The organism is Pedobacter suwonensis (assembly GCF_044762335.1).
Taxonomy (GTDB): Bacteria; Bacteroidota; Bacteroidia; order Sphingobacteriales; family Sphingobacteriaceae; genus Pedobacter.
Genome location: NZ_JBIWEB010000029.1, coordinates 1 through 25,883, shown reverse-complemented (window position 1 = coordinate 25,883; position 25,883 = coordinate 1). Strand labels below are relative to the sequence as shown.

Below are 25,883 nucleotides of genomic sequence, written 5' to 3'. Positions count from 1 at the left end.
CTGCACTTACTACAATTCAATATCTTAACAAATTTGTATTCAATAGAAAATTGAACCAGTTAAAAATTAACCTATCTTTATAATGCACTACGGGTAATGATATATATACGATTACAATGATACTTGCAGACTTAATCCAAAAGATAACAGTGCTCAATGAGGAGCAATTAGCCACTGTCATTTCATACTTTAAACCACTTGAAGCAAAGAAAAACGAACAGTTGCTTGAGTATGGCGCGGTAGCAAACCGACTCTTTTTTATTAACAAGGGCTGTCTTCGATTGTATTATTCTAATGATGATCAAAGTATCATTACAAGGTTCATGGCATTTGAAAATACGTTCCTAACTTCTATTGTAAGCTTTATTTCCAGAACCTCTTCAGCAGAATATATTCAGGCAGTGGAAACATCAGAACTTTTGGTTATTACATACGAGGACTTTTCTTATTTAAGAAAAACTATACCTGAATGGGACAAGATGTATATACATATACTGGAATACGGATTAACGGTGATTACTTCCAAATTAGGTAATCTGCTCACACAGAGTGCCACTGAACGCTATCGCAATCTGCTTAAAAACAATCCTGAACTTATTCAAAGGTTGTCCAACTCCAATCTTGCTGCCTACATGAATATATCGCCGGAAACGCTCAGCAGGCTAAAGTCTCAGATATAGTAGCTACATGAACCAGAACTATTATATATCACCTATCCTGTCAAAATCTGCAGGTACAAATAAATTTTCAATATGAGAAGTGACGAAGTAAAAAAGGGGCATCAAAGAACACCACATAGATCATTGTTTAGAGCTACAGGATTAAAAGACGAAGATTTTGCAAAGCCATTTATCGGTGTAGCAAACTCATTTATAGAAATCATTCCAGGGCATTTTTTTCTAAATAAAGTAGCTGAGATCATAAAAGATGAAATCAGAAGAAATGGATGTGTTCCATTCGAATTTAATACCATTGGCGTTGATGATGGCATTGCTATGGGACATGATGGGATGCTGTTTTCACTACCAAGCAGAGAACTGATTGCAAACTCAATAGAAACCGTGATGAATGCCCACAAACTTGACGCAATGATAGCGATCCCCAACTGTGACAAGATAGTTCCGGGAATGATCATGGGTGCACTTAGAGTGAATGTGCCAACAATTTTTGTGAGCGGCGGTCCAATGGCCAAAGGATATAAAAAAGATGGAACCCCAATTGATCTGGCCTCTGCTTTTGAAGCTGTAGGGAAACACGAAGCAGGAAAGATCAGTGATGAAGAACTTCTGGATATTGAATGTAATGCCTGTCCTAGCGGAGGAAGTTGTTCGGGCATGTTTACCGCAAATTCCATGAACACTTTAATGGAAGCTATGGGTATTGCGCTACCCGGAAATGGAACAATACTGGCCCAAACGAGCGAACGTGAAGCGCTTTATAGAAGTGCTGCGAAACGTATTTGCAAAATAGCAAAAGATGAGATTGCAGGTGAGAGGTTTAAGTTAAAAAACATCCTGAATGAAAATGCCATCAGGAATGCCTTTGCTGTGGATATGGCAATGGGAGGAAGCTCAAACACGGTTTTACATATGCTGGCTATTGCTAATGAAGCGGATGTTAATTTTCAACTCAAAGACATCAATGCGATTTCTAAAAAAGTTGCTCATATTGCTAAGATATCTCCTAGTTTATCAACCGTCCACATGGAAGACATTAATAAGGCTGGAGGTGTAAATGCAGTGATGAAGGAAATGACAAAAAGAGGTAATGCAGTTTTATTGGATAATTTGACAATCGGCGGGGAAACATTACTAGAAAAAATTGCGAATGCAGAGATCAAAGATGAAAATATCATCCGAACTATTGACAATCCTTACAGCCCAGTAGGCGGATTAGCCATTCTTTATGGCAATCTTGCTGAGGAAGGTGCGGTAATAAAAACAGCTGGCCTTACGGGTGCAAGGGTATTTACCGGTAAAGCTGTATGTTATGATGGACAAGATGAAGCTATTGCAGGAATATTGATGAAAGAAGTAAAGACGGGTGATGTCGTGGTAATTAGATATGAAGGTCCTAAGGGCGGACCAGGCATGCAGGAAATGTTAACGCCTACAAGTTTGATTATGGGTATGGGATTAGGAAGTTCCGTTGCGCTGATTACAGACGGAAGATTTAGCGGAGCAACAAGAGGTGCATCGATCGGCCACGTATCGCCCGAGGCAGCTGAAGGCGGGATGATTGGGTTACTCAAGAACGGTGACGAAATCCATATCGATGTAGATAATTACATCTTATCTGTTAATTTGGATAATGAGGAAATTGCCAAACGGAAAGCAACGTTTGTGCCTATTAAAAAACCCTTGCAATCAAAGTGGCTTGGTCAGTATAGGGCATTGGTTACGAATGCAAGCAACGGTGCTGTTTTGAGATCAGATTTATAATGTTGGTTAATCCTCCATCTGCTACGATTGCCAGTGGAAAGGAAGGACTTCTAAATAAAATGATTCGACGTTTGCACGCCTGGCTCTCCCCAGCCAGAGATCGAACCAAAATCCTCGTTCCCCGACTATGAAGGTATATTCAAAATTGACAAAAAACAAAACCCCTCTCCAAGTACTTTAGAGAGGGCTTGTACTCGGCGCCGGAGTCGAAACTCTGACTAAAAGATTCTAATTCTTCATTTGTCAATCTGTGACTGAAGAAATCTTTTCAACTGTTACTAGGCTTATCAAAGCAATAAAAAAAAATCTTTATACTAAAGATTATCTTAGGCAATTAAATTTGGATTTTTTGATGCAAACAGATATATTTAAATTATAGTATTTGCATACAAAAAGTTTTAAAAAATAGGTGCGTTATTCGGGGAGTTCGAATTTCAAAGCCACTCTAAAATATTGGAAACGCTGATTTTAGCACTAGGTGCAAATCCCAGCGGGATCACAAGAAACAATATCAAAGAGAAATAAAACCCTGCAAATCAAATGATTGCAGGGTTTTTGCTTTTACGGGTTATGCCAAAATATGCATGAAATCGCATATAAAATGGATCAAGCGGAAAAGTTTAGGGATATCTTTTAGGCATATACTCTCGATAATCTGAATAAGAAGAATTTAATCTCTAACACCTCACGAAAGGCGCAAGAAATTGCGTCTTTTCTGTTTAAAAGACTTTTTAAAGCGAAATTCCCCAAAAATAATGGGTCATGTCTTTGCTTCATCCCGTACTGGCCTATGTTTTTTTCTAAAAATCAAAAAAGTGTATTTCACATAAATAATTTTTCCAGGATTTCAAATACCAATAATTTATTTTTAACGGCATAAGCGATAACTCAATTTACAATGCAAATTTAAAAGCAACCGTCATTTACTAAATGTGGTTTGAAAAGGATCTAACTGGGAACTCTATGAAGATAATTACAACTACTGGCAGTAATCGCCTTATGGGATTAAATGCTTTGTATGGCCAGACTGGAACCATAATTTATGTGATGCTAAAATTGGTTGACATTCAAGATCATTAAATTCAGGCGTAAATCAATGCCGTTTAGAATAAATACGGCTAAAACGAAGTATATTAATGAAATGTATAAATCGTGTATTCCGGCAGAATAATTCCTGCTGCTATTTCGGAAGTTAGTTAAGCTCCTGTCTCTTCAGAACATTTTATAAGGCATCGAAAAGTGCTTTGTTCTGGCCTCCTTGTTCATGCGGTCAACTTTAATAATTTCCTGAAAATCTAATCTGGATAAATATAAACCTGATATGCCCTGAAGGTGAAATCAGAATTTTAGTTAAATATGGTCGGTTAACGGGTAAAATAAATGAATTGAATGTTAAAAATTTGATCGATTTTAGCAACAGGTAGATCAGTTAACGCAGTTAACTTAATATTGGCAAATTACACTTTGCCAAAAACAGGCTACCGTCATTAACATGGAAAAGCATCATCTTAAGTTAAGCATGTCGAACTTCAAACTAAAAATACCTTTTTTTTATATCTCAATTTGTGTATTCGTTTTTGTTGGTACACAATTATCTTTTGCGCAGAATAAATCAACAGACGGTTATTGGATTTCTCCTGCCCTAACAGAACCAGCTAAAGCTAATTGCTGGATAGCCTATCGTCGGGATATCACGCTCAATAAAAAGCCGGAACAGGCATTAGCTACCATTGCCGCAGATACAAAATACTGGCTTTGGATAAATGGTAAACTTGTCATATTTGAAGGAGGACTGAAACGCGGTCCTAATCCCAAAGATACCTATGCAGATAAGATTGATCTTGCCCCATATTTAAAAAGGGGTACAAATAAGGTTGCCATACTACTTTGGTATTTTGGTAAAAACGGTTTTTCGCACTTAGGTAGTGGTGTCGCTGGTCTTTATTTTAATATGAATGCTGAAGATACCGTGCTCCAGAGCGACAGGCGTTGGTTTTGCCGTATCCATCCGGCCTATGGCAATACGGAAGCTCCGTTGCCCAACTACCGATTGCCAGAATCAAATATTCGTTTTGATGCCAGAGCAGATATCACCGGCTGGCAAATCGCTCCGTTCACTGGGCTTAAAGATTTTGGCAATGCAGTAATTATCGGGAAACCAGGTGACGCACCCTGGAACAAACTGGTAGAACGCCCTATCCCCCAGTGGAAAAACTTTGGGATAAAGACCGCAAAATTTTATCGCCTTAAAGGCAATATTACCGATACGATCGTTGCACAGCTTCCATATAATATGCAGCTTACCCCCATTATTTCAGTAACGGACGATATGGGTGGCCAGCTGATCAAAATAAATACCGACCATAGCACTGCTGGAGGAACCGACAACTTGCGGGCAGAATATATCACCAAAAAGGGCTATCAGGAGTACGAATCTTATGGATGGCTGAATGGAGAAAAAATAATACTTGTTGTGCCAAAAGCCATTAAAATAAAAGCCGTTAAATATCGTGAAACGGGTTATAATGCAGCACCTGAAGGCACGTTTGCCAGTAGCGATGATTTCTATAACCGATTTTGGAAAAAGGCGCAGCGTACATTATATGTTAACATGCGCGATAACTATTTCGATTGTCCTGACCGGGAACGGGCACAATGGTGGGGAGATGCCGTACTGTTGATGGGCGAGAGTTTCTACACCTACTCTACTTCTGCACACGCATTAATGCGGAAAGCAATAAATGAACTGGCAGGCTGGCAGCGCCCCATAGGAGAACTTATCGCGCCTATTCCAGGTAATTTTAATCAGGAACTCCCCGATCAGATGCTGACCAGCATTGGCTATTACGGCTTTTGGAATTATTATATGAATACGGGTGACCGTAAAACCATTGAAAATGTTTACCCTACGGTAAAAAAATACCTGTCATTGTGGAAAACAGACGATACTGGCCTTACTACATTAAGGAACGGCGACTGGCTTTGGGGCGACTGGGGCGATAACATTGATGTAAGGCTTATTATGGCGGGTTGGCATTATCTTGCTTTAGATGGTGCGTCCAGAATGGCTGATCTGCTTGGCTACAATAATGATGCTGCAATGTACCGCCAGGTAATGAGCCACGTAAAAAGCGGATATAATAAATGTTGGGATGGACATGCCTATCGTCATCCTTCATACCATAAACGAACCGATGACAGGGCGCAGGCCTTAGCTGTGATTTCGGGGATTGCTGACTCATCAAAATACGAGCGCATTTCTGAAACCTTGCATACGCAGATGCATGCAAGCCCTTACATGGAGAAATATGTGATGGAAGCCCTTTTTAAGATGGGCAAAGGTAAGTATGCGATGGAGCGGACGAAACTGCGATTTGCTGAAATGGTTAATAACCAATTTTACACTACCCTATTCGAAGGTTGGGGTATCGGTGAAAATGGATTTGGTGGCGGCACCACCAATCATGCCTGGAGTGGTGGTGCCCAAATCGTTATTTCAGCGTACCTGTTTGGAATCAGACCGCTCGACGCCGGATACAAAACATTTCTGGTTGAGCCTGACCCTGCAAATCTTCGCACAGGAACCCTTAACGTTCCAACTGTAAGAGGAATGATCAAGACCTCATTCGAAAATAATGCGAACGAGTTTAAGCTACAGCTAACTGTTCCTTTGGGTACAACAGCAATCATACGTCTACCTGCAGGTTCACAGGTATTCGTCAATATAAAACCTATCGAAACAAAAGAATTAGAAACGGAAGGATTAACAAAGAAAACGAATACCATCACTTTTAAGCTTAGCCCGGGAAAATATAAGATTAAACGGCAACAGCCTTTGTAAAAATAGTCAAAACTGTTCCGAAATCTCACGAACCTGCCTGGTCAAGACTCATTGATATGAATCAGTTGCGTTAAAAGATGATATAATTTTCTTTTGTAAATAATTACATTAGCACTTACATACATAATAAATGAGGATGAAGATCATCAGCGACTTGCATCAGGAATTTGGAATTTCTCATATTGATTTTGGCAATGCTGATTTGGTGATCCTGGCTGGCGATACAAAATTAGGTACAAAGGGTATTGATTGGGTAAAAGAGAACATCAGGGATAAGCCCGTAATCTATATATTGGGGAATCATGAATATTACAAGGGTGCCTATCCTAAAACCCTTGATCAAATCATAAAGGCATCTCTTCATTCAAAATTTAATCATTGAGATTTAAAATATAAGCAATATTGAAAGTACTTCACCAAACTTTTATAACGTGGGATCAGTACACGGGGCTTAATGACTAACCTGACTTAAGCTTAGTAAAAGCGATATTTATCCAGAACTACCCTTTTTTCTGTAAATTTTATATTTACCCTTAGGTTTGTGGTCAAATTCATCCGCGAGGCCGGAACCGTATAGGCGTTTTAATATTTCCTCATTTCGACCTCCATACCTTAGATCTGAAATACATGAAACCTGCATAGCGCTTATGGCCCTGCTAAGTTCATCGGGAGTTAGCGGTTGCTTTTTAAAATAGCAATGGCCATATTCAATTTTAGAATGGTCAATGAGGTCTGGCGCTTCGGCTTGAGGCGCACCGCAGGAGGTGCATACCTGATCTTCCACATAGAAATCTCCCTGGGCATTTTCGGGATATCTTTCAGGTAGTCTTTTACCAAAAAAGGTTTCAAATATTTTCATTACAGGCCAGTGTAGTGAAAATCTAGTTTGTAGAAGATAACGACATGGATAATTTACCTTCAGGCGCTTTGCCAAAGTGGTTCGTATACCATCCAATTAGTTTATCAGATTTAAACTGGCTATTTCCATTTACTCCTCTAATGAACCTTTTAGCAGATTTGGTGCCATCTTCGCCATTCATGGCCTGGTAAAGCACATAGTCGACTATAATTTTGTCTTCTGGTTTTGGTCCTTTGTAAGATAAGATTGCACCGTCTTTCCCGATGATAAATGGTGCAGGATCACTAATATTTAAAATATTTCTGAAATCAGCTGATGAAGCATTATTAACCAGCCTGTTCGTATTTGAAGTACTATCTGAACCAGTAAAAAGTTTGGCAAAAATCACATCAGGATATTTGGCAAAACGCTCCTTTAATAGCAGGTAAGATTTTTCTTGCTGGTCAGACAGTTTTTTATCCTTCCAGACATATAGGTAGACCGTTTTTCCATTGTATAAACTACCAAAAGTTTGATGTTTTCCGTTCAGATCTACAATTTGTATGTCAGAAATATGCGTACTGGTATAGTCATTATAATTTTTAACCACAAGTTTAGCAATTCCCTTAACCATCATGGTACAAGAGCTGGCGAAAATACAAATGAAGAAAATAAGAAAGTAAAATGATTTTTTCATGTTCAGATTGGTTTGAGGCTGTAAGTATAGTTAATTAATCATTATAGCAAAGACGATCAGGATCGAATTAAGGTTGCATCATTATTTTTTTATGGTTTTTACCGAGCATATCCCAATGGTTGTGTTTCACCGATCGTAATAAATAATTTACGTAGAAAACGATCGATCGGTAGTTCTTGGCGTTATGCAGTCCCGCCATTCGCTATAGCTCCGATAGAAAATCTTGGTAACACTATAAACCATTGCTTAAATCGGAGGCTGCCGCTTCTGTCAGGTTTATGAACAAGGGTTTATGAGCCTTGCAACCTTTAATATGATATGCTGCCAAAGCCACCTAGCCCCGGCTGAAGCGTTACCCTGCAGCAACGAGGTACGAGGCAGCGAAGCGTAAAAGCAAAATACGGGAGGGGATTTCCTGCTCAGCACAGGCCTTGCGCTCCAAACAAAAGTAAATCATTAACATTTGACAATTACGCCCCCTTTTATATGGACCTCAAACTTTTATTTAGTAAAAATCTCTAACTTCCCGCCTTTTTTAAATAAGTCATGAGAAATAAAATACCCCTGTATTGCTTTTCCATTAACTTTGATATCATTAATCCCTCGTCCCTTGCCTGGTTTGGAAATCGTTAGCATTTTTCCGGTACTGGTTTTCCATTTTACCTCATCAAAAAGTGGAGCGGTAACGATATAATTTGGATCAGTAGCCGAGAATGGATATAAACCCAGTGCACTAAACACATACCAGGCCGACATTTCGCCGGCATCGTCCATTCCGGAGAGCGCCAAACCATCATCGCCTATACCATATAGTTCGTTTAAAATCTTATCAATAATTTTCTGCGATTTTTCCGGCTTGCCGATAAAGGTATAAGCAAAAGGTGCTTCATGGTCTGGCTGGTTGCCCTGGCAATATTGACCGATCATGGTTTCTACATTGCGGGCAATATATTTCGGGTTCCAGGGTACGGTAAATAGTGAATCCAGTTTGGATTCGAAGCCTTTTGCACCACCATACAGCTCTATTAAACCTTTCATATCATGTGGCGCATAAAACGAAACCTGCCAGGCATTCGCTTCCCTGTACATATATTCATAGTATGGATACTGAGGGTTGAAAGGTTTGATCCAGTCACCATTTGCTAACCTGCCTCTCATAAAACGTGTAGCCGGATCGAATACGTTTTTATAATTTTTCGATCGGGCCATCAGTGTGTGGTAATTACTGCTGTCGCCAAGTTGTTTAGCAATTTGAGCAAGCGAATAATCGTCATAGGCATACTCAAGCGTTTTGGAAACACCTGCCTTCGCTTTGGTTTCTACATGTGGATTTTTAACATCAGGGTCTGAAATATATCCCTTCTCGATATATTCCCCCACAAACGGACGGGCACCACCATCCACATTGGCATTACGTAACAAAATCTGGTAGGTACCTTTGATGTCGAAATCATCAATACCCCTCAAATAAGCCCCGGCAATGGATGAGGCACCATGATCGCCATGGAAAAATGTAGGAATAAAACCCGTTTTATCGCCCACATCCTTCATCGATTTAATTACATCCAAAGTAACCTCAGGTGTTATCAGACCCAAAAGCACGTCTTTATTGCGGTAAGTGTCCCAAAGTGATGGTTCTGTATAATAATTGAAATCTCCTTTTACCACGTTGCGTTTTGCATCTCTGAACTCACCGTTGACATCACTACGCAAAGCCGGCCATAAGAAAGATCTGTACAAGCAGGAATACAGCATCCGTTTTTGCTTCTGCGTTCCGCCCTTTACCTGAATGTTTGATAATAATGCCTCCCACTTTTCGGTTGCTTCCCGGCGGATCTGTGCAAATGTTTTATTTCCGATTTCTTTCTCCAGGTTTTCTTTGGCATTGGCTGTACTCACAAAAGATAACCCGATTTTAAGTTCAACCGGGGCTTTACTCCCATCAGCCAAATGCACGATTGCATAACCGGAGCGTTTACCTGCCTCCGTGATATCAAGCCGATCTATCTCTCCGTTTACTACGGCATAAAAATATACGTTTTCGCCACCTTGAAACCCTTGTATGGCTGATGGACCATCTTGCGCGATATTCCAGGTATTCACGCTGCTATTGGCTTTCCCCATGCTGAACAGGATTTGCCTGTCGGTATTATCTTTATAGGTGTATTCGTGGAAGCCACATCTTAATGTTGAAGTCAATCTCACATTCACCTGATAGTCATCCAGATATACGTGGTAAAAACCCGGTGCAGCACTTTCTTTTTTATGCGAGAACTTTGAACCAAATTTACCTTTTGGGTTGGATAATGGTAAGACGGGAATATTGCATAAATTCCAATGCCCTTTGTTCGTGTGTGCAAAACCATAAATGGTATCATCTTCATACTCGTAACCTGCACCCGAACCAAATTCGGTGATGGGGCTTAACTGCACCATGGCATTTGGTAAGGAGCTGCCAGGGAAAGTTAAACCCGCCCAGGACCGCCAGCCTTCAGGCAACTCATATCCCAAAATTTTGGGATCAGTGAGAGGTGCCGTACCAATGAAGGTGTTCACATATGGTGTTAATTTAGCTTGCGCCTGTGATTTGTGATGAATCGCGATAATAAATATCAAGAGAATGGTGAAGGATCTGGCTGGCAATTTCATTTTAGATAAAACGTTTTAGTATTTCATCAAATATATAAAATCTATTAAACCCATGTATAAAATATCATAATAGTTACCTGCTAAAATGACCGAAAGTGGCAAATTGAGATGCTTAAATAGTTGAATAATTTGCCAAATATCAGTATGCTTTGCCGCCGCGATTTTCATGCCCGCTGTGCTATTTTATATATCTTTGGCTTAAACACTAATCAAATAACCAATATGCTTTTACATTACAGGCAAAACATCCTTTGCGCATTTTTCTTGTACTTACTGCTCTTCTGCTCTGCCAACAGGCTTCTGGCACAGAACAAAGAAAATACTGCCTTTACCATGTGGGATACCAAACCTGCACAGCAATGGATGACGGAAGCTTATCCTATCGGTAACGGACGTATTGGCGGAATGATTTTCGGAGGTGCTGATCAGGAACATATTCAATTTAATGACAATACGCTATGGACCGGCGATGAGAACGACCGGGGTATGTACCAGGCTTTTGGCGATTTGTTTATCGATTTCAATCATAAAGAACAACAATTTACCAACTATACCCGCAAACTCAATCTTACTAATGCCGTACATACCATTAATTATACCCAAAATGGCACCCAATTTAAACGTGAGTATTTTTGCAGCTTTCCGGATAAAGTGATGGTACTGCGCTTTACCGCTAACGAGAAAAAAGCTTATTCTGCAATGATTGGCTTAAAAGATGCGCATGATGGGATCATCACCGCGAAGGGCAATACCATTCAGATTACGGGTAGACTACCAAATGGCATGACTTACCAGGCTACTGCTGCTGTTAAGATCGAAAATGGAAAGCTTGAATCGATAAAAGATGGTAATACCGAAAAATTGAAAATAACAGCTGCTGACGCCATTACCCTTACGTTTACGGCAGCGACCAATTACAGCAATAAACGAGCGCAAAACTGGAAAGGTGAAGAGCCGGCACCTAAAATTGACCGTATTTTAAATGCGGTTAAAGACAAAAGTTATGATAAACTTTTAAATACACATATTCAAGATTATAGCAAGTTATATAATCGCCTCGCAATAAACCTTGGCACAGGCGATGAAAATACCCAAAAGCTCCCCACCTACCAAAGATTGATCAATTACAAAAAGAAAGCCGATTACGCTCTTGAAGCTTTAATTTTTCAGTATGGCAGGTATTTGCTGATCAGTTCATCAAGAGCAGGTGGCTTACCTGCCAATTTGCAAGGACTTTGGAATGAAAGCAACACTCCGCCATGGGGTAGCGATTACCACTCAAACATCAACATCCAGATGAACTACTGGCTTGCCGAGCCGACCAACCTCTCTGAATGCGTCATCCCCTACTTAGATTATATTAACAGCATGCGCGAGGTGAGTGCCATGCATACCCGCAAGCAGTATCCCAATACCAGAGGCTGGACGGTTAAAACCGAAAATAATATTTTTGGTGGCATGAGCTTTCTTTGGAATACCCCTGGAAGTGCCTGGTATGCGCAGGCCCTTTGGGAGCATTATGCCTTTACAAAGGATAAAAATTACCTGAAGAACTTTGCCTATCCGATAATAAAAGAAATTGCTGAATTTTGGGATGACCATTTGAAAAGGAGACCAGATGGAACACTGGTATCACCAATGGGCTGGTCGCCAGAACACGGACCAACGGAAGATGGGGTTACGCATGATCAACAAATTGTGTTTGACCTTTTTACCAACTATATTGAAGCGGCTGAAGTTTTGGGCATAGATGCTGATTACAAAAAACACATTGCCGATTTAAAAGCACACTTATTAAAGCCAAAAATTGGAAAATGGGATCAGTTGCAGGAATGGGAAACCGATCGTGATGACCCTGCCGACCAGCACAGGCACATTTCACATCTCTTTGGTTTACACCCCGGCAGAGAAATCAGCACCATTAAAACACCAGAACTGGCAAAGGCAGCCAAGGTAACCTTAACTGCCCGTGGCGATGAATCGACCGGTTGGTCGATGGCCTGGAAAATGAATTTCTGGGCCAGGTTACAGGATGGTAATCACGCTTATAAAATTTTGCAAAACTTTATTACGCCCGTTGGTGGTTCTGGTACCGATTACAATAAGGGAGGGGGAATTTATACCAATTTACTCTGCGCACACCCACCCTTTCAAATTGACGGAAATTTCGGCTATACTGCAGGTATTTCTGAAATGCTGCTGCAAAGCCAGGCCGGCGAATTGCAACTTCTACCGGCGCTACCCGATCAATGGGCTAAAGGCAGTATTCAAGGTTTAAGGGCGCGTGGTAATTTCGAAGTGATCAATCTTCGCTGGCAAAATGGAAAAGTGTTGGCTTTAGCTATCAAATCGCTTTCTGGCGGAGAATGTATTTTAAGAAGCCCGAATCAATTAAAAGGAAATATAATAGGTAGTACTGAAGAAAAATCTGGCAAAGATTTTAAGTACAGTTTCAAAACACAGGCTGGAAAAGTTTATCGTTTTGAAGGATAGTTTATAGTATAAATAATAACGAATGAACATGATTACAATACGAGTAGTATAAAATTATCGCCCTTCCGACCGCATTGCTTGCCCGTATAGATGTGGAGAAGTCTTTTAAATCTGATTTCAATAATTTAGTCTTAAGACCTCTCCACCTCGCATTGCTTCGGTTGAGAGGTCGATCTTACTACCGGATTATGCCAATCGCAACGGAGCCGAAAAATCTTTAGACCTAAATTGTTAAATTAATTGCAAAATAGATTATCGTACCAAAGCCAGGTATGAGTAGGAAGATAAAGCTAACAAACCTGCTTAAGCTTTCTGACTTCAATTTCACCCTTTGGCAATACAAAAAGGAACATTAAAAACTCGTCAGTTTCGCTGATCTCCATCTTTTCGATGATACCGCTAAGTCCGTGATCGTTGCTGATTTCGTCGCCAACTTTTAATTCTAAAAGTATGGAAGTAGGGAGTTTATCGCTGAGCAACATTATTCTGAAAGTGTAAAGTGAAGCATGTTTTTTCTGTATCTGAAGTTACCTTAAGGGTGCCCTGGTGAGCACGTGCAATTTCCGAGGCGATATACAAGCCCAAACCCAGGCCTTTCTGGTTCGGTTCAACCTCTCCACGCGAAAATGGCTGAAACAGGCGTTCCATTGCCCCTGCAGGTATTTGTTTACCCGAATTAATTACACACAAAGTAAATTCACCTCCGGCACTGGTAGCATTTACCTCTACAATAGAATCAACAGGCGAATAATTAAGTGCATTTGCAAGCAGGTTGGAGAAAAGTTGCGCCAGTCGTTTTCCGTCAGCATGGATCGGTTGCGCCATAGCAAAGGAGGCCTTAATTTTTCTGGAAGGCCAAATGGCTTGCAGTTCTTCAATCACCTCAGTTAGCATACGTTCATGATCTTCGTCGCTGCTGCGGTTAACAGAAATGCCATCTCCCAGCCTGCCGCTGGCAAAATCAAGTATATTATCGATTAACCCGTTCATCCGGAAAGAAGCGTCTTTAATGATTTTTGCCAGACGACCTCCTTTCTCGTCCAAATTCAGGCGTGATAAAAGCTGTGCACTGCTTGATATGGCATTCAGGGGATTTTTTAAATCGTGTCCGAGTATAGCAATAAACTGATCGCGCACGATCGCTATTTCCTGCTCTTTTTTAAGTTCCTGTTCTGCTTCGGCCACCTGATCCAAAGCATCCAGGTGAGACGCAATCAGCTCGGCAAACATGGTAAACATACCAGTAATGGCCGGGTTTTTGAGCTTGGCAGGCTTGGGATCTATGGCACAAAGCGTCCCGAAAAAATCGCCGTTTTTAAGAAAAATCGGCATGGAAATATAACTTTGAAAACCATATATCAAAGGTGTATGGTGACCTGCGAAATCAGGATCATTGGCAACATGATCGATAATAACGGGCTGTCTATGCTGTCTGATTTCGTTGCAAATAGTCGTTTCAAGTTGAAGTTCACCGCCGGGCACTAAGCCAAAATTTATCTCATCGCGAACCGCACAGGCTATCCATGCATCAGATGTTACGCGGGCAACTGCGGCAAACCCCATGCCTGTTGTACGACAAACAATCTCTAAAATATGGGATACTGCCGGGATGTTTTTAATTGCTTCAATATCAGCCTGGATGTTGTGTTGGGTTTTTTGCAAGACTTAAATAAATAAATTTTCAGCAATTTAGTTAAATTTCAGTTCTCAAAAAACAAGACTTAATGAAGTTGGCAGTTATTTTACACAGATCGTCATATTTAAGCACATTTTGAGTGATCGGTACAACGAAAATAGAATGGATTATGCAATCAGCTGTAACGGAGTTTTTATTTAAAAATCAAAAACTGCATGAGTGTACCTACCCGATTTAACCAAGGTATATGCGGTACAGCCATGCAGTTCTAAAATGTTTATGCTTTTAATAAGGCTGGTTTTTCATGGTAAGTTCTCCAAAGCAACTCGCCAAATAAGGTGTTAGACCAGGCGAACCATGCCCTGGTAAAGTTGGCTGGGTTATCTTTATGGAAAGACTCGTGCATAAAACCTTTGCCGGCATGCGTTTTACGTAAAGTATCAATACAATATTTGATTTCTGCATCATCTTTAGAAGTAAGTGCACGCATCGTAATGCTCATCGGCCAGATCATATCTTGTCCGGCGTGCGGACCGCCAATACCTTCAGCCGCTGTACCTTTAAAGAAATAAGGGTTATCTTTAGAGAGTGCAAATTTTCTGGTGTTTTGATAAATCGGATCTTCAATTTTCATCGCGCCCAGATAAGGCAAACTCAATAAACTGGGTACATTTGAATCGTCCATTAGGTAAGAACTTCCAAAACCATCTACCTCAAAAGCATAAATTTTGCCATATTTAGGGTGGTTTACGATGGCATGTTTTTGAAGCGCAGCATTTACCTCATTGGCCAGATTTAATAAATTACCTTCTAAAGTTTTATCCCTGTTTAGCGCTTTAACCATCTCTGCAGCCTGCTTTAGGCTTGATACCGCAAAGAAGTTTGAAGGAACCAGAAATGGAAAAATAGTGGCGTCATCACTCGGTCGGAAAGCAGAGCAGATCAAACCAACCGGATTTACCGGAAAACCGTAACCCGCCATGGGTAACGAATCAGTAGGTTGTGTGGTTTCCCGCTGAAAATGATAAGGGCCCTTACCGGTTTTGCGCTGTTGCTCTTTAAAAGTTTTCAAAGTCGCCTCAATTCCTTTTTTCCAATCGGCATCGAAAGGGGTTTTATCACCTGTCTTTTTCCAATAGTGATAAGCCAAACGGATCGGGTAACATAATGAATCGATTTCCCACTTGCGCTCGTGTACGCCTGGTTGCATAGCGGTTTTATCGGTCTTCCACTCTCCCACTTTATTGGCATCGCCATAAAAAGCATTGGCATAAGGATCTTTTAAAATACATTTGGTTTGGTGGATAATTACACCGGCAATCAGTTTTTTAAGTGGCTCGTCCTCATTAACAAATTGCAGGTAAGGCCAAACCTGGGCTGAACTATCGCGTAACCACATGGCATCAATGTCGCCCGTAATTACATAGGTATCTGGTCTGCCATCTTTTTCTTCATGATAAACCGTCGTATCTAAAGTATTTGGGAAACAATTTTCAAACAGCCATGCTAACTCGGGATTCTTAACATTTGACCTGAAGGTGTTAACGGCTGCGTCTACCGCTTTACTTTTAAAATGTCGTTTTGCAGCAGCCACGCGTACTACCGGAAATTCGGGCGCCAGATTAGCGGCGAAAGAAAATTTTGATGCAACAACGCCTGCTCCTAATAAGCCAGTGTTTTGTATAAATGTCCTTCTTTTCATTATGATTAATTATGATATTTTGGTTTAATTTTTAGTGATAGTGTTACGATACCTTATAAATTCATATCACTTGCAGCGGTAAATAATATTCGGTTAGTCCTGAACAAATATTATCATAATTTTTGGAACATCAAAATCATAATGTTCAATTTAACTATTCCTAAATCGATTTTCTTATACAATATCTTGAGTAGATTCAGCTTGTGTTCTTTTGCTAAGGTGATTAATTATAGATATAAAATAATATATTTAGGTAACCAAACCTAATTTTATGGATGCTGATAACGTTTCACTGTCTAAACGTATTTTATCTATTGATATACTACGTGGATTTGTAATGATTGTAATGGCGCTGGATCATACCAGAGATTTCTTTCATATTGGTGCGATGACAGCTGATCCGCTAAATCCTGAAACCACCACAGGAATGTTATTTTTTACCCGCTGGATTACCCATTTCTGTGCACCAACCTTTGTTTTTTTATCAGGTTTATCTGCTTATTTATCTGCACAGCATAAGACAGCAACTCAGGCGCCTAAATTTTTGCTAAAAAGAGGATTGTGGCTAATACTGGTTGAGATAATAGTCATCACCTTAGGGCTAACGTTTAATCCATTATACAATTTTATCATTCTTCAAGTGATTTGGGCCATTGGTTGGAGTATGGTATTTTTGGCGTTAGTTACCCGTATTTCACCAAAAAGCGTCCTTGTCATAGGTTTAATTTTGGTTTTCGGACATAATCTTTTCGATTTATTGCCCAAACCAGCCGATCAAACAGCCGGATTGATTTTGAAAGTATTTTTTACTGCTTCGGGAACGGTTATACCATTATCCAGTAATCATCTAGTCGGTATTTTTTATACCATTCTGCCATGGACAGGCATTATGTTTTTAGGTTATGGGATTGGCGCATGGTATAAAAAAGAATATGCTAGCGAACTCAGAAAGCGAAATTTAATGGTTGCCGGATTATTAACCATATTATTGTTTATTACCTTGAGGCTCATCAATATTTACGGCGATCCGGCACCGCATAAGAAGTATCATGATTTCTTTAAGAATCTGCTGTCCTTTTTTAATGTAAGCAAATATCCTCCATCCTTGCAATACACAGCCATGACGTTAGGCCCAGCGATGCTGTTTTTAGCGCTTGGCGAAAAAACAGTCAATTGGTTTACGAAGATCACCGCCGTATATGGCGCTGTACCTTTCTTCTATTATGTGATACATTTTTATTTATTGCATATACTCCTGGTGATGACATTTTTTGCCACAGGACATAGCGAAAAAGAAATTGTGCAGGTTCCTTTTTTATTTAGGCCGGCAGCTTTTGGATTTGGTTTACCCGCTGTTTATTTAATATGGATTTGTGTGGTAGCTGCTTTGTACCTTCCCTGCAGGTGGTTTAAAAGATACAAGCAAACACACAGGCAATGGTGGTTGAGTTATATTTAATTTTTTTTTAATTTGAGGTATGATTTATTTCAGGTTCAGCAAAGTATTTTTCAGTTCAGCTTCGGTAAAATCTTTTTCATAAAGTTGCCTTGATTTTTGGTTTACAAACAGGGTAGCAGGAATAGCGCCCGACCATTTTTTGTCGATCCGTTCTATATACTGTTGCTGATCAGGCTCATTTAAAAGAAATACTTCCGCATTGATTTGATTACGCTGTACAAATGGAATAACTTCTTTTTGCAGTTTTGATTTAAAATCCAGGCTTACCAAAATTACTTTCACCGGTTTCTTTATATTAGCTAACCGTAGTTTCTCGAAATTCGGCAATTCGGCTACGCATGGCGAGCACCAGGTTGCCCAGAAATTGATGACGTAGGTGGTATCTTTTCCATTGGCAATGCGTTTATCCAGTTCATTTAGGGTGAGTAATTTTACTTGTGCACTAGTAGCATAAGTTATTAAAGAAAAGCAGATTATGAGGAGTATGCGCATGGTGGATAACGACATTTATAGTGGATTGTTGTTTTACATTACGTCACCCTGAACGGTGGTGCGCCATTCCCGCGCAGGCGGGAATCTTAATGAAGCCTGTTAAGCGTCTGTGGTTCTTAGATCGGTTGGTAGTTAAGAACAGATATTAAAAATTTCTACATTTCGTTGCACGTCAGTCGAAACGACAGCTATCAGTTAACCGATCCGGATTTAACCAAAACCTTTTGATAAGCTGGTAATGTTAAATCATCTACAATTACTCCTCGTGTGGTACTGGCATGTACAAAAAAACCGTTATTGAGGTAAACGCCCACATGGTCTACATCGTTTCCACCAAAAGAGAAAAACACAAGATCGCCCTCTTTCAGGTGATCAATATCTTTTCTTCTGACCACATTGGCCTGCTCGCGAGAAATACGTGGCAACGTAACCCCAAATATTTCTTTCTCCAATAAGAATGCGAAACCGGAACAATCAATCCCATTCTTATCTAATCCGCCAAAACGGTATCTCACTCCTGTCCAATCGGTAATAAAACGATAAAGCGATTTGCTTTTTAAATTAGCCATCGCATCAGCCGCTTGTGCTGCTTTCGTATCACTTTTAACCGTGTATTTTCTTGTTCCGCAGGAAGCAAGGAAGAATATGAGCGCTACTAAAAAGAATAAGTTTATTTTGAGGCGAAAGGTAAAGGGTGTAAGGTTAAAGGTTCTTTCCATAGTATAGTATCATAGTTGTGCGCGATAAGATTTAAAACCTCATGCCTTAAACCCTACACCCTTTCTAATTTTTAATTAATCGTTGTATTTCATCCAGTTTTAACAAAGCTTCTACAGGTGTTAACGCATTTACATCCAAATTATTCAGTGTATCCCGTATTTTTACCAAAATCGGATCATCAATGGCAAACATCTGTAATTGGTAGGCTTGGTTTTGTACTTTTTTAATGCTGTCTTTTATACTTTGTCCTTCTGTACGGTCTATTTCTAATTTTTTAAGAATCTCATTCGCACGGCCTATTAATTTTGTCGGCATACCGGCCATTTTTGCCACATGTATACCAAAGCTATGTTCACTACCACCGGGTATAAGTTTTCTTAAGAAAATTACCTTATTGCTCATTTCTTTTACCGATACATTAAAGTTTTTAATGCGGGGCATGGTATTGGCCAGTTCGTTTAGCTCATGGTAGTGCGTAGCAAATAAGGTTTTAGGTCGGGCCGTTGGATGCTGATGCAGAAATTCCGCAATTGCCCAGGCAATCGAAATACCATCATATGTACTCGTTCCGCGGCCAATTTCATCAAGCAGGATCAAACTATCATCAGAGATATTGTTCAGGATACTTGCCGTCTCGTTCATTTCTACCATAAACGTACTTTCTCCTGAGGAGATGTTATCAGATGCTCCTACACGGGTAAAAATCTTATCCACTATGCCTACTTCTGCATCTTTTGCCGGCACAAAGGAACCCATTTGCGCCATTAGTACAATTAATGCCGTTTGCCTTAAAATGGCTGATTTACCCGCCATGTTAGGACCGGTAATCATGATGATCTGCTGACTTTCGGTATCAAGATATACATCGTTGGTGATGTATTCTGTACCAACAGGCAATTGTTTTTCAATTACCGGGTGGCGGCCACCCTTAATATCAAGCACTTTGTTTTGGGTAACCTTTGGTTTGTTATAATGGTTTTTAGCTGCCAGTTGAGCAAAACACAGCAAACAATCAAGCTGTGCGATGAGATATGAATCAAGCTGGATGGGTTTGATGTAACTCGCCGTTTCATACATCAGTTCGTTGTACAAACGGATTTCGATGGCCTGTATCTTTTCTTCAGCACCTAAAATCTGATCTTCATATTCCTTCAGCTCGGGCGTAATGTATCGTTCCGCATTTACCAGGGTCTGCTTACGGATCCAGCCATCGGGTACCTTATCTTTATGGGTATGGGTAACTTCTAAATAATAACCAAATACATTATTGAAGGCGATTTTCAAAGACGGGATGCCTGTTGCTTCTGCTTCACGCTTCTGAATCTGAACCAGGTAATCTTTCCCACCAAAAGCAATTTTGCGCAAACGGTCTAAATCTTCGTCAACGCCGTCGGCAATTACATTTCCTTTAATCAGCAATGCTGGTGGTTCGGCCTGTAATTCCTTTTCTATTCGTTCCCGGATGGCTAAACATGGATTTAACTGATCTGCTATTTTAATCAGGAATGGATTTTTAGAATCTGAAGCAAGTTTTTTAACGGCTTCAATGTGGTAAAGTGCACGTTTTAAAGCCACCAATTCCCTCGGGCCAACCCGTTGTAAACCAACCTTCGAAATTAAACGTTCTAAATCACCTATCTGTTTAATGTGCGATAGAAATTCTTCCTGTAACGTTTCATTTGCCACAAAATATTCTACCATGCCCAAGCGCTCCTGAATGGGTTTCAGCTCTTTTAATGGCATAATAATCCACTTCTGTAACAAACGTGCACCCATTGGGGTACAGGTGTGATCTAAAATATCAAAAAGCGTTACGGCATTGTCGTTAGGCGAATTCACCAATTCCAGGTTTCGGATGGTAAAACGGTCGAGCCACATGTAACGGTCTTCCTCAATACGGCTAATGGAAGTAATGTGCTGCAGGTTGCGGTGTTCGGTTTCACCTAAATAATGCAAAATAACACCAGCAGCAACAATTCCGCTTTGTAAACGATCGATACCGAAACCTTTTAATGACGAAACTTCAAAATGTTTCATCAGGGTTTCGTTTCCAAAATCAGTGGTAAATGGCCATTCGTCTAACCCAAAGGTGTAAAAACGGTCGCCAAAGTTTTCGGTAAAGGCTTGTCGCTTTGATTTTTGAAAGATCACTTCTGTAGGCTTGAAACCCTGCAGAAGTTTATCGATATAATCGCTATTGCCTTGCGCAATAAAAAATTCGCCTGTGGAGATATCCAGGAAAGAAATGCCCAAATGTGTTTTATCAAAGAAAACAGCGGCCAGGAAATTGTTCGATTTCTGGCTTACAATATTGTCGCCGTAAGCTACGCCTGGCGTAACCAGCTCTGTTACACCTCGTTTTACAATGGTTTTTGTTGTTTTAGGATCTTCAAGCTGATCGCAAATAGCAACGCGCTGCCCAGCCCTGACGAGTTTCGATAAATAATTATCTAAAGAATGGTGCGGAAAACCGGCCAGTTCTAACGCACCTCCATTGGGGCCAGTACCTCGTCTGGTTAATACGATGCCTAAAATCTGTGCCGTTTTAATGGCATCTTCGCCAAAGGTTTCGTAAAAATCGCCAACCCTAAATAGTAAAAGTGCACCCGGGTACTTCGCTTTTATCGCGTTGTACTGCTGCATTAACGGGGTTTCTTTATTCGTGTCTTTAGCCAAAACTGAAATGAATTTACAAAAGCCATAAAGATAACACGAATAAGCATTTTACCGCTGTTTTGTTGAAAAGTTGAAAGATTGTTTAAAAGCCAGGGTTGATCAGTTAACCTTAACCTCATCATCTTTTTCTTCCGTCAACAGTTAACTATCATTCGAAAATTAAGGGCTCCGTACATTTGGGATAGCGAAGTCCTGCTTTCCGCTTGTAGTCCCTCTTTTCAATCGGGAACTATCGCTTCAATCAGGTTTAGTCACAATGGTCTGTTTTAACCCAAATACATAATAATTTTCTTTTGTCAACAGTTAACCAATTATATGATTAAACAATTGCCATTATTTGGAAATGAAGGTTTCTGTGCATTTGGGATTGTGTAGTCCTGTTATCCGCTTTACTTCGCTGCGCTCGTGTTCGCTCCTACCAGATTTAGATACAATGGTCTGTACTAACCCAATTGTATAATCGATCTCGTACCTATTATACAATTAACCCATTAATACGATTAATCAGTTAACCCATAGAAACAATTACCCTAGTCATGTGTTAACTTTATATAAATTTTAACCTAATTTTTTAATTATGACGATCCAACTGAACACCGACAAAAACTTAACCATACACCAGGAATACGAAGAAAAAATCAACACTCAGTTAAATGAAGGCCTGAGCAGGTTTAGCGACCTGATTACGCGTTTAGAAGTTCATCTTTCTGATGAGAACGGCAGTAAAGATGGTCTGGATGATAAAAGATGTTTGTTAGAGGCCAGAATAACCGGAAAAGACCCGATTGCAGTAACCAATCTGGGTAACACGTATGATTTAGCCATCACAGGCGCCTTAACAAAACTAAAAAGTGCTTTAGAAAAAGTGGCAGGAAAAATGAAAGCACATTAATAGGTATAAAATGTCATCCTGAGCCTGTCGAATCACCTCTAAACGTATTTTATGAAGCGTTTCGACAGGCCCAACGTGACAATCATTATTGTAGTTTTTTATAATTTAACTTTTTCTAACTCTTCTATATATCCCAAAAACAGATCCAAAGCTTTGTTTCTGTCTTCTGTAACATCAAATTGAAGTTTATGATAAAGGTAATCTTCAAGATCGAAATTTGGCGATTCAGATAATTCCGCCAAAACTTCTTTCCGATGATTTAAACCAAACTTTAAAGCTGCATTAAATTCAGCTTTAAAATCTTCTGAAATCTCTTTATTGGCTACCCAAGCTGCATACATAAAGGGTAAGCCAGTAAGTTTTTTCCATTCCTCGCCCATATCATAAGCGTAGGCAAAATCATCTTTTTTACCAAAAGTCCTGTCGCCAATCAAAACAAAAGCATCTGTTTTTGCGTCTGGATCTGTAGTAAATTCTACTTCCTTTTTCCAATGAAATTTTAACAATACTTTGGCTAAGTTATTTGAGGTACGCGAGTGGGCATCCAGTCTTAGCGTTTTAATTTCATTTGCCGGAACTTCACTAAAAATAAATACAGAATTTACGCCGCCGTCACTGCCTATACAATAATCGGCCACAATATTGGCATTTGGAACCAAAGGAATAGCTGCGACAGGCATCAGGCCAATATCTGCCTGACCATTAATTACTTTTGATGCGCAATCTGAAGGGATATCTAAACTTAAATCAATCTTATTAATGATGTCCGAATGTGTTAATCCGTATATAAAAGCTTTTGTATTGGTGTAGGCAACCGCCGATATCTTAATCTTATTCAAGGTGTTACGTTTTGCGCTTCGCGTTTGGCGTAAGCGATTATTCAATTAATAAACGATCTTATAAAGGTTTGTGTCCTCAGGAACGATTAACGCACTTGGTTTCATGAAGACACGAACCGGGGCCGTTTATTCCCCGATTACTAAACCGTCTAAATGTACTGCGCTGTTAAATTCGAGCACAGTAAATTTTTCATCCTCAAAACCCATTTTGTACAAAACGGTATTCTGATGTGGGAATTCAGTCATTTCGCTCAATGGTTTTTTTAAGAGTAAGCACAGCAAAACACGCATCGCGCGGCCATGCATACAAAGCAATACTGTTTTTTCCTCTGGTCGGGTCATTAAAACCTCCATGGGTTGTTTTAAACGTTCGTAAACATCCTGAACGCTTTCGCCACCTTCAAAATGCGCGGAATAATCTCCATTCTCCCAGCTTTGTAACATCTCACGAAAAGCCTCGCGTGCCTCTTCGGTATTGGGTTTTCCTTCCCAGATACCCCATGCCAGCTCATCTAACCCCGAAAGTTTTTCCCAGGGTAATTTAGCATCGATAAACCTCTGCACAGTTTGCCAGGTTCGTTTGAGATCGGATGTATAAATTTTATCAAAAGGAACATCCTTGTATTTTTGATAAAAAGCTTCAGCTTGCGCCCTTCCCAAATCATTTAGATCAGAATTTATACCCCTGCCCTGTACTATGCCCTGTCTGTTAAGTTCTGTTTCGCCGTGGCGTATGATGTATATTTCTTTCATCTAATTAATTAATGAATGAGAGATTTTTGAGTGATTGAATGTTAAATTTAACGCTCAATATCCGCTCTCAATCATTCAGTTATTCGCTAATTCAGCCATTAATTCACTACCGGTAATTTATAATATTGCGGTTTCTTTTCTTCCTCAAAAACAACATTTTCGAAATCGGTAACTACATTGTATAGTGTATCGCGTTCTATTGCTTTCCGGCCCACTTGTTTAATCAGATTAACCAGCTCTTTAGTGCTCATCGCCGGATTTTGCTCTTCGGCTCCGGCCATTGAGTAAATTTTAGTCGTATCGTCCAAAGTACCGTCAATATCATCAACTCCATAATTTAGGGATAACTGTGCCGTTTCGCGACTGATCATGGCCCAGTAAGCTTTAATATGATCGAAATTATCTAGATAGATGCGGGCAATTGCATAATTTCTCAAATCTTCAATTACCGAAGATTCCGGCACATTGCTCATCTGGTTATGCTGATTTCTGAACTTCAAAGGAATAAAAGTTTGAAAACCGCCCGTACGATCCTGCAGTTGGCGTAGTTTTTCCATATGGTCAACCCGGTGCCAGTATTTCTCAATATGTCCATAAAGCATGGTTGCGTTACTCCTCATACCTAATTTGTGCCATTCTTCATGGATATCCAGCCATTGCTGACCGGTACATTTGTCTTTGGCAATCTGTTCCCTGATTTCGGGATGAAAAATTTCTGCCCCTCCGCCCGGTATAGATTCCAGGCCGGCTTCTTTCATCAAACGCATACCCGTTGCATAATCGATTTTAGCCTTCTTGAAGATATAATGGTACTCTACAGGGGTTAAGGCTTTAACATGTAAATCCGGACGGTGTTGTTTAATAGCGGTGAACAAAGCAGAATAAAAAGCCACATCATATTGCGGAAGTACCCCTCCTACAATGTGTACCTCTGTTACCGGTTCGCCATCATATTTTTTAACAATATCTAGCATTTGCTCCATCGTTAAGGCCCAGCCTTCCTCTTTTTGCTTGATTAAACGGGAATAAGAACAAAATTTGCAGTCGTAAACGCAAAGGTTTGTAGGCTCGAGATGGAAGTTCCGGTTAAAATAGGTTTTATCGCCATGTTTCTGTTCGCGGATAAAATTGGCCAATACACCAAGATAACCCAATTCTGCATGTTCGTATAAGTACACACCTTCTTCGAAGGTAATCCGTTCTTTATGAAGAACTTTATGTGCGATGTTTTGTAGTTCAGTTGATAAATTGGTATCAGCTAATATTTTTTCAACTTGCTCAGTTGTATTCATTCCTGATTTATTTTGAACAAAAATACGATAATGAGCCGATTTGAAAATCATTTTCTTGTAACAAACCGTGATTTTTGAATGTCAACCGCAATAATTAATAAAAGATAAACACGAATATTAATTGGGTATTAATTTAATATCAGCCACAGAGACACGGAAGGCACGGAAAAAATACCAAAGAAAAAATTTGTATATAGAAACATTATTTTAACCGCCATTGATAGAATAACTATTTCGGTCGTCATTCCCGCGCATGCGGGAATCGTAATGCAAGCGCTTTAAGATTCCCAATCGAGTTGGGAATGACGGCATCTCAGAACCTAAACTTTTTCATAAAATAAATCAGACCTAATAATGAGAATGAGTAAATCGAGTAGGAAGATAGGGATTATTTCCCTATCTGTCCTCTCACACCACCGTACGTACCGATCGGTATACGGCGGTTTGCTAGAATAACTTCGTT

General features: G+C 39.9%; 19 protein-coding genes. 7 read left to right on the top strand and 12 right to left on the bottom strand.

All coding sequences use genetic code 11. The annotated features are described in order from the left end of the window. The first annotated feature begins 116 nt into the window (after window positions 1-116). The 4 genes from ACIQXP_RS24400 (at window position 117) to ACIQXP_RS24385 (ending at window position 6,664) form a co-directional block, all read left to right on the top strand. Window positions 117-680, top strand: coding sequence for a Crp/Fnr family transcriptional regulator (locus ACIQXP_RS24400; RefSeq protein ID WP_387508446.1), 564 nt, complete (start codon window positions 117-119; stop codon window positions 678-680). A 72-nt stretch (window positions 681-752) separates the two neighbouring features. Continuing rightward, complete coding sequence (gene ilvD / locus ACIQXP_RS24395; protein ID WP_387508448.1) at window positions 753-2,441, top strand: dihydroxy-acid dehydratase; 1,689 nt, start codon at window positions 753-755, stop codon at window positions 2,439-2,441. 1,492 nt (window positions 2,442-3,933) lie between these two features. Continuing rightward, window positions 3,934-6,282 carry an alpha-L-rhamnosidase-related protein gene (locus ACIQXP_RS24390; RefSeq protein ID WP_387508450.1) on the top strand — a complete coding sequence of 783 codons (2,349 nt, stop codon included), beginning with the start codon at window positions 3,934-3,936 and terminating at the stop codon, window positions 6,280-6,282. Between the two features lie 136 nt (window positions 6,283-6,418). Continuing rightward, on the top strand, window positions 6,419-6,664 hold the full coding sequence (locus ACIQXP_RS24385) for a metallophosphoesterase (protein WP_387508452.1): 246 nt from the start codon (window positions 6,419-6,421) through the stop codon (window positions 6,662-6,664). Window positions 6,665-6,772: 108 nt separating this feature from the next. On the opposite strand, the gene ACIQXP_RS24380 is transcribed toward ACIQXP_RS24385, so the two are convergent. The 3 genes from ACIQXP_RS24380 to ACIQXP_RS24370 all read right to left on the bottom strand — a co-directional run bounded on the left by ACIQXP_RS24380 (window position 6,773) and on the right by ACIQXP_RS24370 (window position 10,466). After that, the gene (locus ACIQXP_RS24380; RefSeq protein ID WP_387508454.1) at window positions 6,773-7,141 is read right to left on the bottom strand and encodes a ferredoxin; all 369 of its coding nucleotides are present in this window, start codon (window positions 7,139-7,141) and stop codon (window positions 6,773-6,775) included. A 22-nt stretch (window positions 7,142-7,163) separates the two neighbouring features. Continuing rightward, window positions 7,164-7,817 (bottom strand): hypothetical protein, encoded by a 654-nt coding sequence (locus tag ACIQXP_RS24375; RefSeq protein ID WP_387508456.1) that lies wholly within the window; start codon window positions 7,815-7,817, stop codon window positions 7,164-7,166. Between the two features lie 501 nt (window positions 7,818-8,318). Continuing rightward, the gene (locus tag ACIQXP_RS24370; RefSeq protein ID WP_387508458.1) at window positions 8,319-10,466 is read right to left on the bottom strand and encodes a GH92 family glycosyl hydrolase; all 2,148 of its coding nucleotides are present in this window, start codon (window positions 10,464-10,466) and stop codon (window positions 8,319-8,321) included. Window positions 10,467-10,688: 222 nt separating this feature from the next. On the opposite strand from ACIQXP_RS24370, the gene ACIQXP_RS24365 reads away from it, so the two are divergent. Beyond that, the gene (locus ACIQXP_RS24365) at window positions 10,689-12,959 is read left to right on the top strand and encodes a glycoside hydrolase family 95 protein (RefSeq protein ID WP_387508460.1); all 2,271 of its coding nucleotides are present in this window, start codon (window positions 10,689-10,691) and stop codon (window positions 12,957-12,959) included. A 290-nt stretch (window positions 12,960-13,249) separates the two neighbouring features. Here the strand turns inward: ACIQXP_RS24365 and ACIQXP_RS24360 are convergent, their stop codons facing one another. The 3 genes from ACIQXP_RS24360 to ACIQXP_RS24350 all read right to left on the bottom strand — a co-directional run bounded on the left by ACIQXP_RS24360 (window position 13,250) and on the right by ACIQXP_RS24350 (window position 16,297). Continuing rightward, window positions 13,250-13,441, bottom strand: coding sequence for a hypothetical protein (locus ACIQXP_RS24360; RefSeq protein ID WP_387508462.1), 192 nt, complete (start codon window positions 13,439-13,441; stop codon window positions 13,250-13,252). Then, window positions 13,425-14,621 carry a GAF domain-containing sensor histidine kinase gene (locus ACIQXP_RS24355; protein WP_387508464.1) on the bottom strand — a complete coding sequence of 399 codons (1,197 nt, stop codon included), beginning with the start codon at window positions 14,619-14,621 and terminating at the stop codon, window positions 13,425-13,427. Before ACIQXP_RS24355 ends, ACIQXP_RS24360 begins: the two co-directional genes overlap by 17 nt. Before the next feature lie 251 nt (window positions 14,622-14,872). After that, window positions 14,873-16,297, bottom strand: a complete 1,425-nt coding sequence (locus ACIQXP_RS24350; RefSeq protein ID WP_387508466.1) for a glycoside hydrolase family 125 protein — start codon at window positions 16,295-16,297, stop codon at window positions 14,873-14,875. 271 nt (window positions 16,298-16,568) lie between these two features. On the opposite strand from ACIQXP_RS24350, the gene ACIQXP_RS24345 reads away from it, so the two are divergent. Continuing rightward, window positions 16,569-17,756 (top strand): acetyltransferase domain-containing protein, encoded by a 1,188-nt coding sequence (locus ACIQXP_RS24345; RefSeq protein ID WP_387508468.1) that lies wholly within the window; start codon window positions 16,569-16,571, stop codon window positions 17,754-17,756. 24 nt (window positions 17,757-17,780) lie between these two features. On the opposite strand, the gene ACIQXP_RS24340 is transcribed toward ACIQXP_RS24345, so the two are convergent. The 3 genes from ACIQXP_RS24340 to mutS all read right to left on the bottom strand — a co-directional run bounded on the left by ACIQXP_RS24340 (window position 17,781) and on the right by mutS (window position 21,644). Beyond that, a complete protein-coding gene (locus ACIQXP_RS24340; protein WP_387508470.1) occupies window positions 17,781-18,248 on the bottom strand; it encodes a TlpA disulfide reductase family protein in 468 nt (155 codons plus the stop codon). A gap of 191 nt (window positions 18,249-18,439) precedes the next feature. After that, window positions 18,440-18,967: a C40 family peptidase gene (locus ACIQXP_RS24335; RefSeq protein ID WP_387508472.1), complete on the bottom strand. Its 528-nt coding sequence runs from the start codon at window positions 18,965-18,967 to the stop codon at window positions 18,440-18,442. 64 nt (window positions 18,968-19,031) lie between these two features. Then, complete coding sequence (gene mutS, locus ACIQXP_RS24330) at window positions 19,032-21,644, bottom strand: DNA mismatch repair protein MutS (protein ID WP_387508474.1); 2,613 nt, start codon at window positions 21,642-21,644, stop codon at window positions 19,032-19,034. Window positions 21,645-22,221: 577 nt separating this feature from the next. Between mutS and ACIQXP_RS24325 the strand changes: the two genes are divergently transcribed. Next, entirely contained in the window at window positions 22,222-22,536 is a 315-nt protein-coding gene (locus ACIQXP_RS24325; protein ID WP_090979404.1) for an HPF/RaiA family ribosome-associated protein, read from the top strand. A gap of 98 nt (window positions 22,537-22,634) precedes the next feature. On the opposite strand, the gene ACIQXP_RS24320 is transcribed toward ACIQXP_RS24325, so the two are convergent. The 3 genes from ACIQXP_RS24320 to mqnE form a co-directional block, all read right to left on the bottom strand. Then, window positions 22,635-23,375, bottom strand: coding sequence for a menaquinone biosynthetic enzyme MqnA/MqnD family protein (locus ACIQXP_RS24320; protein ID WP_387508477.1), 741 nt, complete (start codon window positions 23,373-23,375; stop codon window positions 22,635-22,637). Between the two features lie 126 nt (window positions 23,376-23,501). Continuing rightward, window positions 23,502-24,128 carry a histidine phosphatase family protein gene (locus tag ACIQXP_RS24315; protein ID WP_387508479.1) on the bottom strand — a complete coding sequence of 209 codons (627 nt, stop codon included), beginning with the start codon at window positions 24,126-24,128 and terminating at the stop codon, window positions 23,502-23,504. A gap of 98 nt (window positions 24,129-24,226) precedes the next feature. Beyond that, window positions 24,227-25,420 carry an aminofutalosine synthase MqnE gene (gene mqnE, locus ACIQXP_RS24310; RefSeq protein WP_293742028.1) on the bottom strand — a complete coding sequence of 398 codons (1,194 nt, stop codon included), beginning with the start codon at window positions 25,418-25,420 and terminating at the stop codon, window positions 24,227-24,229. Window positions 25,421-25,883 lie beyond the last annotated feature (463 nt).